Consider the following 17127-nt stretch of genomic DNA (forward strand, 5'->3'; position numbering starts at 1 on the left):
GCTATCGTCTACAAGACATCGGAATCTAGGGCATGAATATGATTGTCTCGGAGAAATTGCATATTTACCGATCGAACCGGAGCCTGAGTTGCTGCATCTAGTCGATCGATAGTACCTCTAATTCCACCGCCCATTACCATCGTCCACCAATCCTCTGGAGTAGCGACATGATTGCTGTCTGTTTCGGTAAACACTTTTACTCACATTTTGGATCGATGCATAGATACTATTACTACTAAAACCCTTGGGGAACCTCAGATTTACGCTGATTACTTGCGATTGCAATTAATCGCCTAGTTCAACTTTGGACAAGCAGCATTTATCCGTCTGGCGGTGGGGCACTGCTGCTCCAAGCAGGGCTGATTGTAGGCATCATCTGCTTCTGGTGCAGGGGGTATTTGTCCGAAAATCATCTTGCAACTGAGATCCTCAAAGTTGGGTGTCATGGTGAGGGGAATCCCAAACTTCTCGGTGAAAAAATCTTGAGTGGGCACTTTGCACATATTTACGCACATCCCGACACAACCACTATCTGCGAGGTAACGGCATTTTTTGATATAGACAGCCGAAGGTTGCGATCGAACCGTTCCATCTGCCAAGCTGATCTCAGCTTGTGCAACCTCACAAGGCCCTACCAGCCACTCGAACAGTTTTGCGGCGAACCAAGCATTTAGCACGCATACCAATCGTGTCGGCGAGAAAAATGTCCGAATCGCCCAGATTACTGGGGCAGGTACTAATGATTGCAGCACTTTGGCGACAACTACTTGCTGTTGTTGAGCATTCCGCCCCTGCATAATTTTTTTCGACAAATCGACAAAACCGCCGTAGCCGCTGACATCGGTACCCGCACCCAGAGCCTGAGCCATTTTGTGCGAAAATAGCCGAATAAACAATCGATCGACTAAATTGTCTTTGTATTCGTCTGTGACAATAGTTTGTACGGCTTTAGGCTGCATAGCTTTCCTTCAGATCGGAGCGTCAAGATTCACTCTTTACGATCTTAACTGTATTTTTCATTGTTGCCAGTGGTAAAAACATCAATCAGCAGGTATCTGAAATGCATTAAAAAAGCTGGGTAGACACCCAGCTAAAATTAGATTGATTGAGGTTGTAGCGAGAATTACATTAATCCGAGGAAATGCAATACACCTTGTCCAGTGACCAATTCAGTAACGACAGCGGCAACAAAACCAATCATCGCCATGCGTCCGTTCAGGTTTTCGGCCGAACCAGTGAAACCAAATTTCGCTTCATCTTTCTTAGCTTGCATAGTTCTGACTCCAGTAACGTAAATATTTGTGACTGCTTATATAAAATAATGTAACGAATAAATTGAAAAATAGCAACTTATTGGAAATATTTGTAAACTCTCTAGTGACTAGGTAACTAATCATGCATTGAATAAGATATTGACACGTACTTGTCTACATTCGTGCGTTTCAATACTTGGAATAGAGGCTAGCTTTACCCTTTACCCTGCTTGGTGCGCTTTCCCCCACCTCACGATCCGACTTCGCTAGATCCTAGCCGATAAACTATGAACCGTTCTCAGCAACTCGATCGATATTACCAACAAATCCAGTCGATTATCCTCAGCCGCCAAAGTCCAATTACGGGGCTGTTTCCTGCGAGCACGGCAATTACAGCGCATGGCGATTATACAGATGCTTGGGTGAGGGATAATGTCTACACCATCCTAGCCGTGTGGGGATTGGCTTTAGCGTATCGGAAAGTGGATGCACCGCCAGGGCGGTTGTTTGAGCTGGAGCAGAGTGTGGTGAAGCTAATGCGGGGATTGCTGTTTTGTATGCTGCGCCAAGCCGATAAGGTGGAGCAGTTTAAACAGACTCAATCACCGCTGGATGCGCTTCATGCTAAGTATAGTACCCACACGGGGGATGTCGTGGTAGGAGATGATGAGTGGGGACATCTCCAATTAGATGCCACTTCTCTGTTCATCTTGATCTTAGCGCAAATGACCGCTTCGGGGTTGCCAGCGATTTATACGCTGGATGAGGTGAATTTTGTGCAGAATTTGGTTTATTATGTCGGGCGCACTTATCGCACTCCTGATTTTGGATTGTGGGAGCGGGGGGATAAGATCAATCATGGAAGTGTGGAATTAAATGCTAGTTCGATCGGGATGGCAAAAGCGGCGTTAGAGGCAATTAATGGTTTAGACTTATTCGGGGCAAGAGGTTCCCAAGCATCAGTGATTCATGTGTTACCTGATGAAATTGCGCGGGCGCGGTTGACATTGGCTTCGTTGTTACCGAGAGAGTCGAGTTCTAAGGAGACGGATGCAGCATTATTAAGTGTGATTGGATTTCCCGCTTTTGCAGTTACAGATCCGCTGTTAGTAGCACGGACTCGGACTAAAATTGTTGAGAAGTTAGAGGGTAAATATGGATGCAAACGATTTTTGCGCGATGGACATCAGACGGTATTAGAGGATAGCACTCGGCTGCACTATGAGCCAGAAGAACTGCTCAAGTTTGAAGGAATTGAGTGTGAATGGCCGTTATTTTTTACCTATTTATATTTGGATACTTTGTTTAGTGGCGATGTGGTGGGGATTGAGAAGTATCGCAGCTTATTGTTGGCGGTATCTGTAGACGTAGATGGGATGCAGTTATTACCAGAGTTGTATATTGTACCCAAGGATAAAATTGCGGCGGAGCGATCGAACCCACATTCTCAAACACGGATTCCCAATGAGAATCTGCCCTTAGTTTGGGCGCAGAGTTTATATTTTCTGGGAGAGCTATTATTTGATAAATTTCTCGCACCTGGAGATTTAGATCCGTTAGGGCGACATTTGCGGATTGGGAATAAGCGTCGGCGAACTGTCCAGATTGCTTTGATTGCCGAAAATGAGGAGTTACAATTACAATTAGCTGACTATGGAATTGCAGCCCAAATATCGGCACAGATCGATCCGATTCAAGTCCGTCAATCGACCGAACTAGCCGCTGCGTATACTCAAATTGGACGTAATGATAAATTAGGCTTAACTGGTCGTCCAGTGCGAAGATTGCGCAGTTTAACTACTTGCCGAATATTCAATATTCGCGGTGAGACAATTGTCTTTCTACCAGCATTTTTAGACCAACAACAGTTTTATTTGACCCTCGATTACCATTTCCTAGTATCGCAAATTAAGGCAGAGATTGCCTATATTAGCGAACAGTGGACACAGTTAGGCAGACCGACAATGACACTGTTGTTAACTAAATCATTATTGCAAGAAGGTCAAGCTGAATTTCAAGGTCAACAATATTCTTCACCGTTACTAGAACTGATTGCTGAATTTAAGCAAGGTAAATGTAATGGGGTGCCGATCCGCTTGGGGGATCTGAATTACTTAAAACTTACGGCGGGAATAGAACGGATCGATAACTTACATGAATTTGAATTCGATCGATCTGTGGTCAATCCATTAGCACCACAACATTATTATCTCACCTATGCAGCCGATCGCAATCAACCATTAACCAATACTCAAGAGTTTCTATTAGAAGCTGAAACCAGCGTCAAGCTTTTGCTAACACAACTCAGAGGATCTAACAATATTTATCAACAAATCGAATTGCTCCATACTTTAACTAGATTAGAAGGTTTAAACTTTAATACTGGATTTGGTGGTGCTGGAATAAGTGTGACGGTGGCCGATTTACTCGATGAAGTTTACTTCAAAGCAGGTAATTTTAGCGATCGACCTGATTGGGCAATCGTGCGTTATGCGGCGGGTTTATTAGACAAAGTTGATATTAGTTTATCCGATGCTGTCACAGACATTCTCATTGGTGGGAAACAGCTTACGGTGGGGATGGCTTATAGTGAAGCTGCTTTAATTGACGCGCCAATGTCCCATACCGAAATTATTGAGAAGATCGACAAATTCTGTCGTGAGGATATTCGCGATCGAGTATTGACACAAGAGATTATTATCTATCTAGGCTTGTTAATTAAATCGCAGCCAACTTTAGTCAAAGGATTACTAACATTAAGAGTCGGATATTTAATTGTCTTGCTAACTAGTGAGCTAGTAATGGAGCTAGGAATTACTCAAGACGAAGCTTACGAAAAATTGATGGAACTTAGTCCCTTTGAAATTCAAACTAGACTCCATCAAGTTCTCACTGACTATCAAGGTTTAGGCGATACTGTCTTCCAACAAGAATCTCTACATCTAAACCAATCTCAAAATCAAATTGAATGGATTGTAGATCGATCGACCGAGCGAGTGGATACGCCTTCAATTGACTGGCGATATCAGCGACGCAAAGATGGGGCAATCAATCGAGTCGATCGAGATTTCTATCCGAGTGTCTGGCGGTTGCTCGAACATTGTAAAGGACTGACGATCGGTGATAAACTAGAGAAGCGCAATCGTCTGGATAGCGAAATAATTTTATCTGAAATGACTCCAGGTGAGAAGAACTTTGCCCTGAGGATCGAGCATTTGCTCAATAAAATTGTCGCGCCAGAATATCGGCAATTAAACATTGAAGCACTGATGGCACTAGCTGCTTTATCCGAACGCAATCCCGATCTAAATATTGAAGAATACATCGTTCTAGATGTATTGATCGGTCACGCAGTCCGATTGGCTTGGCTAGATGTCGAGCTACCAAAAGCAACAGCTACTCAACTCGACTCGACAGCCTTCGATCCGACTAATTACGAGCGATATAAATCATCTGCTTGGAGTGCTTTTTATCAAAGCTCCCCATATATATGTGCGAGTTATATTGTCAAATCGCTGCAATTCTTGAGCCAGCTAGCAGATAGTCCTACTAAATCAGGAGCACTAGGATGAAAATTGAGGTCAAACTAAATCAATTAACACATCAAGAGTATATTCAGGTTATCAAAAATCGCCATAAATATGCAGGTTTTCCTGATGATGGCGTGACGAATGACCTTTAACTCGGACGATAACGATTGCTCGAGGCAATTGTAAGCCCAGTGTCAGCAGGTAGAAAAGGGGAAATTTAGAGATGCACAAATAGAACTAGTAGGCGACTTGACAATCGATAGCGATCCAGAAGAGTTCGATTAATCAACAAAGAGCAGGATCGATTCACACTTGTCTTCAATGATTTAACTCCTCAGATATTTATAGGATAGACATGTTATTCAGCTAGGCTAGCTGTCTATCCCATTTTTATCTAGTCTAGTCTCGATTATCCCAACAACTATCACTCCTGAATTTAGACTATTTTTTCAAGCGATATGCGGGATTAGTGATATCGATCTTAATATCTTGACGGGTTTTGATTGGTTTAAGATTAATTCCACTAGGACTATTCTTAGTACCATTAACTTGTTGGTTACTAGTCCGTGTCTGATCGACTGCACGGTGGCTACCGTGGTCATTTTGGACATTAGTAGTATTTACCGTATTGCCAACACAAGGACCTGTAGAACCTTGAGTAACTTCATTGCTTTGCTTTCCAGGCTTTTTAGAACCATGCATGGACATTTGGATGCTCGTATCGTTCATCACGCATTGGGCACTAGCATGGGGGGCTGGTAGGGCGATCGAGGCAGATAATGTAATAAGTGAAAGTAAACTAACGGACAAATATGAGGATTTCATGATTTTTGCAGGAAACGATCTTGAAGATTACTACATCACAAGGATCGACGATTCCGTAAATTTCCCCAAAGTTTCACTCAAAGCACATCCATTGCGAACATCCTCGCATTTCAATACTTAGGGCGGCGAAGCCAGAAATATCGACATACTAGGGGTAAAACCGTTGATGAACATCGAAACGTATTGGCAGGGATCGATAGTCGATCGATCTCAATCCAGCAGTAGTTACAGCTATTAGGGACGTGTAACTTGATCGAGTACCAGCAAAACGGGATTAATCTTTCTCCTCACAGAGTTCGACAACTAGATTTATTAATCCTGTGCATTACCCAGGTTGGAAAAATTCTGTTGTAGTTCCTACAACTCTTGCTCTGATTGGTTTTCGACATCAATGATTTGATTTCGGGCTGAATCAATCGATCTAATCAATTCATCCAACTTGATTTGAACTGCTTTAGCATCCCGATTCTGAAAATTTTGACATCAGGAACGTCACAATCGTCGTTCTGGTAGGATCTATGCCGATAAATAGAGAGATATTTTTTGACTAATAAATAATTTTAGGGAATTATATCTGCTTTGACAGTGACACTTTTAACACCTTTAATTTCCATTGCTAGTGGTTTAATTTTATTCAATTGATCCTGCGTTTTTACTACTCCAGATACAGTGAGATCTGCATCTTTTGCCGAGACGGTGAGCTTGCCAACTGGAATATTTGCTTCCAACTTACTTCTTACTTCGCTGGCTAAATCTGCGTCAGCTCGTTTCAGAGGATTGCCTCCCATATTATTGCGTTGCTCTCTGGCTCTGATATCAGCATTTAGTTGCTTTTTGCGGATGTCATTTTGAGCATCGTCTTGCGTTGGATTAGCATTTTCGGCGGTAGAAACGACACCATTAGTATCTGTCGAGCTGGGGGCATCGGCGGCCGTTTTTGCTGTACTGCAAGCTGAGACACTTGCCATTAGTAAGACGCTAATTAGTAAAGTTTTCGTGGAATTTAGTTGATTAGTGCTATTCATCTTACGATCCTTAATTGTAGTTGTTGATAAATCAGTGTCTAGTTAGCTTCACTTTTCAATTGAGTGGCTGAAGACCTTGTTTGAATTTTGATGTCAATCCAACATTTCGCCGATCTATAAATAATGGGTAGTAACTGGTGTTACCGTATATGCTGAGTCACTATGAAAATCATAGGCATACCATTCGTGAATACCATAACGACTGAAGATTGACTTAGCTAAAGTGATATCTGCGGCTGAACCTTCCACCATGACTAGATAATCGCCTTGTGAAACTCGATCGCTATAAACATGAGCGCGATCTTCGGGGATACCTAAGCCCAGTAAGCCACCCGCCAAGCTCCCCGCAGCGGCACCAATAAAGCTGCCTGAGATAGTTGTCGCGATTGCCGTTGCAGCGGCCCCAGCGAGCATAACAGGGCCGACTCCAGGAATTGCGATCGCACCCAATCCGACTAATAAACCAGCCACACCACCGATGGCACTACCGGTGACAGCTCCGGTTTTGGCTCCTTCCTCGGCAACATTTTCATCAGTGCCCAGGTTGCCAATATTCATGAGGGTGCTAGTATTGGCTCCGGTAGATTCAATCTGGTTATTAATGCCGCGTCCTACTACAGAAACTCGATCCATCAGAAAGCCACTATTTTTTAATTCATGTAAGGCAGTTTCAGTTGTTTCGTAATCTGAAAATGTACCGACAGCGCGTTGCTTTAGCATATTTTTTACTCCTAAAATTTAAGAACTTGCTATTTATCGAACTTTTAATGGTTTCTGTGGATACTTCCAGCATATCTAGTTTGCTTGATTAACTCATCTGCCAAAAGGTAGATTTGTTACTATGCCGATTCCACTGAGCGGAAATTATACTAACAAGATAAATAATTTTATAGTTGTTAAATTTACTTTCAGTGATTAACGTCGGCAAACTCTCCGTCATAATGAAGCGATTGGGTACCAAGCCGCTTGTCCCAAAAAGTAAAATATAGCCCGTAGTGTAATGCATACTGACGATGATGAACAGCGTGATGAGCTGGTCCTGTAAACCAGCGGCTACACCAGTGATGAGGGAAATTTACTGGTAATCTTTCGATGCCTAAATGATTGACAACTGCCCAAACTGTCATGGTAATCAGGATGGCAATTACAGTAATGAAGTGAAGTGGAACTATGAAGATAATTGCGACTAAAAATAGGGATTGAACGATCGCTTCTGGTGGATCGAAGGCAAATGATGTCCAGGGTGTAGGATGGTTCGATCGATGGTGTCCTTGATGCCACCTGCGGAATAATAAGGGGTGGTGGAACAATCGATGCAAAAAGTAAAAATAGGTGTCTTGTAGGACGATTGCGAGGGCATAGCTAACAGCTAAATACCAGAGAGGGTATTGATGAACGTCGGCATATAAGCGAGTAATCCCTAATTCATATGCTGAAACGATCGAGGCTGCTGCGAGTGCAAATATAATCGAGGAAAGTACTGAGAGTTTGATATCCCGCCTAATCGATTTCCACGGTGGTGATAGTCTTTTCCTATCGCTCTCATCTTCCCTAGTATTAATAGTGGATGGACTGGAAATTCCGTACAAAAATAGATGCGTTCCTCCTGCCAAGATAAAATATCGCGCGAGGATAATTCCGAAGAAAGCAAATCCATAAAACGCAAATGAGTGGTCGGTCAATTCAGTTTCCTCTGGACAATAGATGGATGAAGTAATAGATAAATTGAGATTGAAGAATGAGAGCTAATATCTTGAGGATATCAAACTCTATCGCAATCCTAAATGAGAAGCGCGGGTCCCTAGAGGGCGGGCATGAGGTAACGCCCCTACGAGTTAACTCTACCGATTTTCATTCTGAGAGGCTGCGCCAACGGAACTCAAATAGGATTGCTATATTCTTCAATCTCATCGCTAATTACTGAACGGGAGGGATGAGTGTTTGAACTAGGCTCCAGTAGTGAAGAAAGCCCTGGTTAGAAGCTAACTCAGTTAGTAATGCAGCTACAAATCCAATCATGGCAAACCGACCATTCCAGTTTTCAGATTGAGGAGTGAATCCCCATCGCCAACGGTTACGATCTTCTTGTAAAGTGGGTGTGTCAAGAATAGGATTGGCAATTCCTTTTGTTGGACTTGTCATGATAGATGTTCTGCTTTATATGGTTATGAGAGCTAGGCTGAATTCGCAAAATGATCCAAAAATGCTTTGTCTAATTTATTCATCACCCTGAACAGATCCTATCAACTATCTATAGGTGTGTATATCTACCAAATGGGTGATTTTCGAGAAACTTGTCAGTGTCAATAGATAGAGAAGACAATCGACCGATGGTGTTATAGCTATTTATAGCGATCCTAACCGAAAAGCTTAACCCCTAGAGGGCGGGCATACCTCGACTTCCCTAGGTACAAGTACTTCGATAAATTTATTACAAGTGAAGTACTATTCTGAGCGAAGAGCTAACAGTCAACATCCTGTCAACAAGCGCACTACCGCCTTGCGACTGAGAAGCAAAACTGGTATTCCGTCAAATTACATTTACCTCTGGAATGCTTACTATTTTTTTAAATAAGTTAAGATCGATACCCTGGATGGGTATATTAGTTGATATCGATTGTTATCGATTGACTTAATTTAGTCCCATTGGGAAATCAGGTGGCATGTTACTAAAGTCACAAGACGTAAGTTATTGTCAACTTGTACGTCAGTTCGGAAATACATCGGAAATTGTGAGTGGGGTAAATTATCAAGGCAATTTATTTGTCCGAGGTAATTCGTATCCTCAACAGCAACGTCAGTTAGCAATTACAGAAATGCGTCGCAGTTATCTCGATCCAGAGCCTGTGATAGCTTGCCTGTTAGTAGAGGATGGAGATATTGTCACTATTTGGTATGAAGATCGATACATTACTAAAATAGTCGAATCTGCTGGAGATATCGTCAAGTATTTCGATCTAGCTCAATTAGTGAACGATATGCGATCTCCACAAGGAGTCGAAATTAAAAATCGCTCCCAAAGTTTTCGCCTCCCATATCTCCGCTGCTTTATCGGGCGAGAAGCGATCGATTGGATGACTGATAGGCTATCGATTAGTCGCCTCGATGCTGTTGTACTCGGTCAAAGATTAATTGATGACAGTTGGCTGCAAAACATCTCCAATCACCAGCCGTTTGAAGATGGAGAGCTTTTTTATCAGTTTTTTATGGACAAGTGAATTAGTGGATAGTGGATTTAGATTGAATGTAAGGTTGGTAGTGTTCGCCATTTCAGTTTCAGGCTTATGCTTTCCAATTTGCCCAATCTTGGGGCTTGAGGAAGACATTGTAGAGTTCGGCTTCGGGTGAGTTGGGTTCAGGTTGATAGCCGTATTCCCATCGCACTAGGGGCGGTAATGACATCAAAATCGATTCTGTCCGTCCATTAGTCTGGAGTCCGAAAATTGTGCCACGATCGTAGACTAGATTAAATTCTACATAGCGTCCGCGTCGGTATAGTTGGAAATTCCGTTCGCGTTCGCCATATTCAGTATTACGACGGCGTTCTACAATTGGCACATATGCAGGTAGGAAGCTGTTAGCGCAGTCTTGAGAGATTGCGAATAACTCTGACCACGTGCGGGGCGCGGGAACGCCGATCGAGTCGCTATATTGAGCCGCAGGCCCTTGGGGGTCAGGACCGCGATATAATGCTCCTTGACCATCTTGATAGTCAAAGAAGATTCCGCCTACGCCACGGGTCTCATTGCGGTGTTTGAGATAAAAATATTCATCGCACCAGAGCTTAAAAGTCGGATATAAATCGGGACTGTGTTTGTCGCAAGCTCCCTTGAGGGTATTGTGGAGATGACTGGCATCTTCAGCAAATGGATAGTAAGGTGTCAGATCCAAACCACCACCAAACCACCAAACGGGACCAGCTTCAAAGTAACGGTAGTTGAGATGAACGGTCGGAATATAAGGATTGCGCGGATGCAATACCATCGAGGTACCTGTAGCAAACCACCGATGTCCAGCCGCATCGGGACGTTGACTTAAAATCGAGGGTGGTAAATGGTCGCCCCAAACTTCCGAAAAGTTTACGCCACCTTGTTCAAATACATTACCCTCTTTCATCACTCTCGATCGACCACCACCGCCTTCAGGGCGATCCCAGCTTTCTTCTTGAAACTTTCCACCGCCATCAACTGCTTCCAAGCCTTGACAGACACTATCTTGAAATTCCCGCATGAACTCAGTCATCCGACTTTTAGCATCAGCAGGGGGTAGAAACTTGGTGTCGGTGGAGAAAGCTGTCATATGCGAGATGTAAATGAGGTTAAATTGATTTAACTATCTAGCAACCTATCATATTCAGGCGATCGACCACCGACGATCGTTACGGAAAGTATACAAATTATGGCTTAAAGTTTTCAGATCGGGTTACTATCGGTTCAATTGTGTCGGTTTGAGTACGATCGATTGGAAGTCAATCATGATTTATTACTTACCACCAGCATAACCAGTCGCTATCCATAGCAAAGATCTGAAGCTATCTCTGACGGTTTTCTGAATTGGTTCTGTCGGCCTACCACTAACAAAAGTTACTGGTTTAACTTTAATCCCTCTGCTGCCAAAGACAATTTCACCGATCGATCGGGCGCGTCGCATATGATCGTCAGAAGTCACAAGATAGACACTGGTAATCCCTTTCGACTCGAATCGATCGACTAACGTTGTAAAATTGGTAACAGTGTCGATCGCTTGATAATCTAGATGTAAATTTTCAGCAGAGACACCAGCCTTTTTGAAGACTCGTTTGGCATAGCCTGGGGGTGCGCCACTAGAAATCCATACGGGTAGATTGGGATGTTTATGGGCAAATTTCGCTCCAAATATTTCGCGCTCTTCTTCACCACCTAATACAAAAATTACTTGAGGTTGAATCCAAGTATTTTCGACCTCTCGATAGCCAATCCAGGCTATGGGCAATAGTAGGGGTGAAATTGGTAACAGTAATTTCCACAATCGCCAGGGATAGCGACGGCGGTGTTTAATAATTGACGACGGATGGGATCGGGGGAGGGTATGATGATGCGCCATGCTGCAATGAGCTTGGAAAGGATAAAGTGAGGAACTGGATTGCGCCCAGTAAATGTTAGGCTCAAGTTACCACAATTTATCAATGCAGACAACGAACGGGACTGGCGGGAATCGAACCCACGGCCTATCGCTTAGGAGGCGATCGCTCTATCCTTCTGAGCTACAGCCCCAAGAGGGGGGGTGGGGAGTTGGGGAGTTGGGGAGTGTGGGGGAAAAACAGTTTTTACCCTTTACCCTTTTTCCCTCAAGCCTAAAGCTATCAAGCCTAAAATATCTTACCCATAATATTCCCGATATCCTCGACGATATTACCATCACCGTCGGCATCAATCATCTTCGTAGCCATGCCCAGGAAGTCATTGCCGCCACTCATACCACCGAGCATTTGGGCAATCCCATTTGCATCCAAACCACCTTGTTCCTGACTGGATTTGCCCAATGCACCCATTACTAATGGTGCCAGCATACCTAGGAGTTGAGTAGCTGCGCCACTATCCATACCAGTGTTCTGACTGATACTATCAGCCATTTCGTTTTGTGTGCCACCGCCCAAAACTTGACCTAGTAAAGCACTGCCCATATTAGCCGCACCAGCATTACCGACAAATCCCATCACGTCATCTAAAATCGATCCATCATCGCCTTGAGCTACTTGTCCAGTTGCTTCAGGCTGGTTGCCAAAGGCTGACAACAACATCGGTAAAGCCATACCTACCGCCGATTGGGTCGTACCTTCATTCGCGCCGATTTGCTGACTAATTTGTTGAATTACTGGGCCACCCAGTTGACTAGCAAGCATACCAATTAATGGATTCATGACAATTTAGCTTGAGTTTGATAATGTTGAATGTCGATTCAATCGCCGCCAACATTGTACACAAATCTTTCCCCAATTTTGATTTGGCTAGCTAATAGCTAGTAAATTATAACTGTCCAATCATTTTATGTGTCTGGGGAATCACCCGAATTTGGGGGAGATACTCTTTCATCACAGCTTGCCAAGTTAATACCTGTTCGGGTGTTGGGGCGGTTAAAGCTGGATTTGTATGGGGTTGGGCTAATGCTGTCATGGGTTGCAGAAAGACGATGATTTTGTCGCTCACCGCCGCGACTAACTGAGCTGCTTGTCGAAGTTCAGCCAAATCGGTAGTCTGCGAAATAATAATTTTTACGAACACCTCAACATCCGCAGCTTGACACAGTTGCAAAAATTCTCGATGTTCCTTCCAGTGCGTCTCACCGCTGACACTAGGTAACTTAATATCCATTCCTACCAAATCTAGGTATGGCAAAACTTGAACTAATTGTTTCGGGCGATGTCCACCTGTTTCGAGATAGATTGGTAAATTAGTTAATTCCTTAACTTGCGGCAACCATTGCGCGAGAAATGGCGCGTGTAAAAGCGGCTCGCCACCAGTAATGCTGATAGTGTCATGGAGATGTGGCGAATTTTGCTGTTTAATCCAGGTGAGGAGTTGGGATGACTCGATCGGGTTATCATGAGTCGTAAAATCACGTTGCCCTGGGGTTTGCTCGATCGAACAAGTCGATTGTTTCGTCCAGGTATGTTGGCTATCGCAATAATGACAGCGCAAATCGCACCCACCAAACCGCACAAATATCTGTCTGGTACCGACATTTACCCCCTCACCTTGAATCGCTGAAAAGATTTCAATTAAATTAGCAGTGAGTGCAGTCATGAGTATTGGCAACCGATGGACTAACTATTCTAGCTTATGCCCGAAAATAACGGCGACAGACACCACGAAATACCGAATCGGTAAAAATATTGAGCATTGAGCGGATCGATTATTCCGCAGTTAGTACGTATTACGCTTTTATGCCAGAACCAGTAATTTTTATAGCTTTAGAACCACATACCGATCGAGATCTGCATCAGCTTGACGAAGCTCTTCAAATCTTGTCACGTAAAGAGCCAACTCTCCATATCTATACAAATTGGTATACTGATCGAGTCATAATTGCTTGTAGCGAGGAGATGGGCGATTCTTACCTAACAAATCTGGTAGCGGGTGTACAGCATGAATTTAAGATCGAGACAACCATCAGCAAACCACAATCATTTTATCGCGAAACCATTCGTACAGGTGTCAGGCAAGAAGGTAGGTACATCAGACAAAGTGGTGGTGGTCACTCATACGGTCATGTTGTCATGGAGATCGAGCCTGGAAAACCTGGAAGCGGGCTGAAATTTATTTCCAAGCTTGTTAATGCTCCTGTCTTAGAACATTATGCCGAATCGATCGAACAAGGTGTCAAAGAAACGTGTGAGTCTGGGATTTTGGCTGGGTATCCAGTCACCGATCTAATTGTTACGCTTGTCGATGGCTCTTACCATGAATATGACTCACATGAAATGGCCTTTAAAATTGCGGCTTCGATCGCTATTGCAGAAGCTGTCAAAAAGGCACAGCCAGTTTTGCTAGAGCCAGTTATGAAGGTAACAATTGAAGTTTTTCATGACTGTTTGGATGAAGTTATTCACCTACTCGACTCCCTGCGCTGTCAGATCGATCGACAAGAACGGTCAGGGGAAATTGCTAAGATTATAGCTAGAGTTCCTCGTGCAGAAATGTTTGGCTTTCAAACAGATCTCGATCGCCTCAGCCAATCTTGTAGTAGCTTCTCGATGGAATTCGATCGCTTTGATGAAGTACCGCAATGTCTAACCGAAAAGGTCGTTACGGAGCACGAGCAGAGAAAGTTACAGGCACGCAATAGTTGGAAAGAATTGTAGCCCACCAAAAAGGTTTCAGCCAATCTCCATCTAACAAACATTTACATCCAACTTACCATCTCGATATATCGATCGATAGCAGTCAGGGATTTCGATCGAGTAAACTTAGAATATTAGTTTGGCGAAGTTAGCGTATGACCATTACGGTAGACCAACCAAGACAGCATAAGCCCCAGAGTTTTGATGACTTTCTCGATCGATATGGTGGAGATAATCGCTACGAACTGATTGATGGAGAGGTATTCGACTTTGAACCAACAGGCTCGCATGAAGAGGTTGCTGCTTTAATTACGACCAAAATTTGCGTCCAAATCGAGACAGCGGGATTACCTTGGTTTGTCCTTCAGCGGGGAATATTGCGACCTGAAAATATTGGGATGACCGCATTTAGACCTGATGTGGCAGTAATAGATCGAAATCAACTTACAAAAGAAATGTACTGGTCTGAACAGTCAATTCTCACTTTAGGTAGTTCGATTAAATTTGTGGCGGAAGTGGTGAGTGGCAATTGGCAAAATGACTATTCCCGCAAGGTGGAAGACTATGCGGTTTTGGGTATCCCCGAATATTGGATTGCCGACCACGCCGGATTGGGCGGTACGAGACACATTGGTAAACCGAAACAACCTACCCTGTCTACTTGTACACTAGTGAAAGGGGAGTACGAAATTCAGCAGTTACGGGGCAATCAAAGCATCATCTCACCAACTTTTCCCAATTTGAAACTGACTGCCGAACAAGTTTTGAACGCAGGGAGGTGAAATCACTGCTTGAGTTAAATACCGTGGATTCGTGTTGAGGATATTTGCTTCGTCTAATTCCCGCACTCGATTGAAATCGGTGCTATTGATACAAAGTCCGCCTAAGCGGACTAATTTGTTCAGTCCGCGTAGGCGGACTTCACGTCATGACCCACATAACGCCAGAAGCGAGGCTACGCCAACGCGGAGCGTATCCGAAGGATGGTTTCAATCGTAAGCATTTCTATATCGATCTCTGATTTTTTGATTGACACGCGCAGACAAAACATCGTAGAATGGTAATTTGTCAACAGTTGGAACCGCTAGGTGACTGCAAAAATTTCTAACACATGCCAACCATCCAACAGCTAATTCGCAAAGCTCGCGAAGACTATAAAGTCAAAACTAAGTCACCCGCACTGAAGGAATGTCCTCAGCGTCGTGGTGTGTGTACTCGTGTCTACACAACTACACCAAAAAAACCTAACTCAGCTCTACGTAAAGTAGCGCGGGTGCGGCTAACTTCTGGATTTGAAGTCACAGCATATATTCCTGGGATCGGTCACAACCTCCAAGAACACTCTGTGGTAATGATTCGTGGCGGTCGGGTAAAAGACTTGCCTGGAGTCCGGTATCACATCATTCGCGGTACATTAGACACTGCTGGTGTCAAAGATCGGAAGCAAGGTCGTTCCAAATATGGAACCAAACGTCCTAAAGCAGCCAAGTAAGTTTCACATCTCGGTCGCCATTACTCATTAAAGAGTGCGTCAAATATATTTGTAAGCTTACATAAAAATCATGCCCAGTCAGGTCGTAGGCTCCCATGCTGAGGGTGTCTACATGTCGTTGCGTTAGGTGTCAGTTCTAGACATTCATCCTAACCTAAGATAATTGCTGAAGTGAAGATAAATTGGTAGTTTCCGGTTTCGTTGCAATTGGTAAGCGAATATCGCAAGATCCGCCACACCATACACTGAAGATTCCTATATTAATCCTCAAAGAAAGCAAGTTAAGTCGGTCAAATAGTGAACAGTCAACAGTCATAACTGATAACTATAACTAGTAGCTGATAACTGAACAAATCACCAATTCAATCTTCCGTTTATGTCACGTCGAGCCAAAGTCCTCAAACGCTCAGTTCCACCAGATGCTGTCTATAACAGCCGTCTGGTTAATATGATGGTGCGCCGCATCATGCGAAGTGGTAAGAAATCAGTCGCTTATCGGATCATTTATGATGCGATGAAAACAATTGAAGAGCGCACCGGAACCGACCCGCTCGAAACTTTTGAGAAAGCAGTCAAAAATGCTACTCCTCTCGTGGAAGTCAAAGGTCGTCGGGTCGGTGGTGCTACATACCAAGTACCGATGGAAGTGAAAGCCGATCGCGGTACAGCACTAGCTATGCGCTGGTTGATCAACTATTCTCGCTCTCGTGCTGGCAAATCGATGTCAGGCAAATTGGCTAACGAGCTGATGGATGCAGCGAACGAGACAGGTAGTGCGATTCGTAAGCGCGAAGAGACTCACCGGATGGCAGAGGCAAACAAAGCATTTGCTCACTACCGTTACTAGAGTTTTGCGCTCGTTTTCACTAGCGTAGCTTCTCCCCTGGAGAATCTATCTATGGGCACTTCATCCGACAGTGCCCAAAAACATATACAATCTTAATAAAGATTAACTAGTTCCATATTAAGGCAACAGACAAGTAAGGAGGTTATTGTGCCACGTACCGTCCCGTTTGAGAAAGTACGCAACATCGGGATTGCCGCCCACATTGATGCGGGTAAAACAACCACCACCGAGAGAATTTTATATTATTCTGGGGTTGTCCACAAAATCGGTGAAGTTCACGAAGGAACTGCAACCACCGACTGGATGGTGCAAGAACAAGAGCGTGGAATCACCATC

General features: G+C 43.8%; 20 protein-coding genes and 1 tRNA gene. 7 read left to right on the plus strand and 14 right to left on the minus strand.

Going from position 1 to position 17127, the window contains the following annotated elements:
* Positions 1 to 8: 8 nt before the first annotated feature.
* The 3 genes from RMO55_RS00975 to RMO55_RS00985 form a co-directional block, all read right to left on the minus strand.
* A complete protein-coding gene (locus RMO55_RS00975; RefSeq protein WP_310422120.1) occupies positions 9 to 194 on the minus strand; it encodes a hypothetical protein in 186 nt (61 codons plus the stop codon).
* 99 nt (positions 195 to 293) lie between these two features.
* A complete protein-coding gene (locus RMO55_RS00980; RefSeq protein WP_310422123.1) occupies positions 294 to 959 on the minus strand; it encodes a DUF4033 domain-containing protein in 666 nt (221 codons plus the stop codon).
* A gap of 164 nt (positions 960 to 1123) precedes the next feature.
* Entirely contained in the window at positions 1124 to 1273 is a 150-nt protein-coding gene (locus RMO55_RS00985) for a chlorophyll a/b-binding protein (RefSeq protein WP_310422126.1), read from the minus strand.
* 267 nt (positions 1274 to 1540) lie between these two features.
* On the opposite strand from RMO55_RS00985, the gene RMO55_RS00990 reads away from it, so the two are divergent.
* Positions 1541 to 4825, plus strand: a complete 3285-nt coding sequence (locus RMO55_RS00990; protein WP_310422128.1) for a glycoside hydrolase family 15 protein — start codon at positions 1541 to 1543, stop codon at positions 4823 to 4825.
* 399 nt (positions 4826 to 5224) lie between these two features.
* Here RMO55_RS00990 and RMO55_RS00995 read toward each other — a convergent pair whose 3' ends face one another.
* From RMO55_RS00995 to RMO55_RS01015, 6 genes are all read right to left on the minus strand, one after another.
* Positions 5225 to 5608 carry a hypothetical protein gene (locus tag RMO55_RS00995; RefSeq protein WP_310422131.1) on the minus strand — a complete coding sequence of 128 codons (384 nt, stop codon included), beginning with the start codon at positions 5606 to 5608 and terminating at the stop codon, positions 5225 to 5227.
* Between the two features lie 357 nt (positions 5609 to 5965).
* Entirely contained in the window at positions 5966 to 6046 is an 81-nt protein-coding gene (locus RMO55_RS22145; protein WP_396134143.1) for a hypothetical protein, read from the minus strand.
* Between the two features lie 122 nt (positions 6047 to 6168).
* Positions 6169 to 6633: a BON domain-containing protein gene (locus RMO55_RS01000; protein ID WP_310422134.1), complete on the minus strand. Its 465-nt coding sequence runs from the start codon at positions 6631 to 6633 to the stop codon at positions 6169 to 6171.
* Positions 6634 to 6747: 114 nt separating this feature from the next.
* Complete coding sequence (locus tag RMO55_RS01005; RefSeq protein WP_310422137.1) at positions 6748 to 7353, minus strand: signal transduction histidine kinase (STHK), LytS; 606 nt, start codon at positions 7351 to 7353, stop codon at positions 6748 to 6750.
* A 188-nt stretch (positions 7354 to 7541) separates the two neighbouring features.
* Positions 7542 to 8315, minus strand: a complete 774-nt coding sequence (locus RMO55_RS01010) for a sterol desaturase family protein (protein WP_310422139.1) — start codon at positions 8313 to 8315, stop codon at positions 7542 to 7544.
* 235 nt (positions 8316 to 8550) lie between these two features.
* A complete protein-coding gene (locus RMO55_RS01015) occupies positions 8551 to 8775 on the minus strand; it encodes a chlorophyll a/b-binding protein (protein WP_310422142.1) in 225 nt (74 codons plus the stop codon).
* A 521-nt stretch (positions 8776 to 9296) separates the two neighbouring features.
* On the opposite strand from RMO55_RS01015, the gene RMO55_RS01020 reads away from it, so the two are divergent.
* Positions 9297 to 9851 carry a DEP domain-containing protein gene (locus RMO55_RS01020; protein WP_310422145.1) on the plus strand — a complete coding sequence of 185 codons (555 nt, stop codon included), beginning with the start codon at positions 9297 to 9299 and terminating at the stop codon, positions 9849 to 9851.
* 64 nt (positions 9852 to 9915) lie between these two features.
* On the opposite strand, the gene hemF is transcribed toward RMO55_RS01020, so the two are convergent.
* The 5 genes from hemF to RMO55_RS01045 form a co-directional block, all read right to left on the minus strand.
* Entirely contained in the window at positions 9916 to 10932 is a 1017-nt protein-coding gene (gene hemF, locus RMO55_RS01025) for an oxygen-dependent coproporphyrinogen oxidase (protein WP_310422148.1), read from the minus strand.
* Between the two features lie 183 nt (positions 10933 to 11115).
* Complete coding sequence (locus RMO55_RS01030; protein ID WP_310422151.1) at positions 11116 to 11715, minus strand: YdcF family protein; 600 nt, start codon at positions 11713 to 11715, stop codon at positions 11116 to 11118.
* Between the two features lie 96 nt (positions 11716 to 11811).
* A tRNA-Arg gene (locus tag RMO55_RS01035) sits at positions 11812 to 11885 on the minus strand.
* A 95-nt stretch (positions 11886 to 11980) separates the two neighbouring features.
* Positions 11981 to 12532, minus strand: a complete 552-nt coding sequence (locus tag RMO55_RS01040) for a DUF937 domain-containing protein (RefSeq protein ID WP_310422154.1) — start codon at positions 12530 to 12532, stop codon at positions 11981 to 11983.
* Between the two features lie 106 nt (positions 12533 to 12638).
* Positions 12639 to 13415, minus strand: a complete 777-nt coding sequence (locus RMO55_RS01045; protein WP_310422157.1) for a 7-carboxy-7-deazaguanine synthase QueE — start codon at positions 13413 to 13415, stop codon at positions 12639 to 12641.
* Between the two features lie 140 nt (positions 13416 to 13555).
* Between RMO55_RS01045 and RMO55_RS01050 the strand changes: the two genes are divergently transcribed.
* From RMO55_RS01050 to RMO55_RS01070, 5 genes are all read left to right on the plus strand, one after another.
* Positions 13556 to 14473, plus strand: a complete 918-nt coding sequence (locus tag RMO55_RS01050; protein ID WP_310422160.1) for a hypothetical protein — start codon at positions 13556 to 13558, stop codon at positions 14471 to 14473.
* A 134-nt stretch (positions 14474 to 14607) separates the two neighbouring features.
* Positions 14608 to 15234, plus strand: a complete 627-nt coding sequence (locus RMO55_RS01055) for a Uma2 family endonuclease (RefSeq protein ID WP_310422163.1) — start codon at positions 14608 to 14610, stop codon at positions 15232 to 15234.
* 329 nt (positions 15235 to 15563) lie between these two features.
* Positions 15564 to 15944: a 30S ribosomal protein S12 gene (gene rpsL / locus RMO55_RS01060; protein ID WP_015161335.1), complete on the plus strand. Its 381-nt coding sequence runs from the start codon at positions 15564 to 15566 to the stop codon at positions 15942 to 15944.
* Between the two features lie 376 nt (positions 15945 to 16320).
* Positions 16321 to 16791 carry a 30S ribosomal protein S7 gene (gene rpsG, locus RMO55_RS01065; RefSeq protein ID WP_310422166.1) on the plus strand — a complete coding sequence of 157 codons (471 nt, stop codon included), beginning with the start codon at positions 16321 to 16323 and terminating at the stop codon, positions 16789 to 16791.
* Positions 16792 to 16938: 147 nt separating this feature from the next.
* Positions 16939 to 17127, plus strand: a 189-nt coding sequence (locus RMO55_RS01070; protein ID WP_310422170.1) for a GTP-binding protein, incomplete at its 3' end; no start/stop codon positions are given.

The organism is Chamaesiphon sp. VAR_48_metabat_135_sub, assembly GCF_031418915.1.
In the GTDB taxonomy this organism is placed as follows: Bacteria; Cyanobacteriota; Cyanobacteriia; order Cyanobacteriales; family Chamaesiphonaceae; genus Chamaesiphon.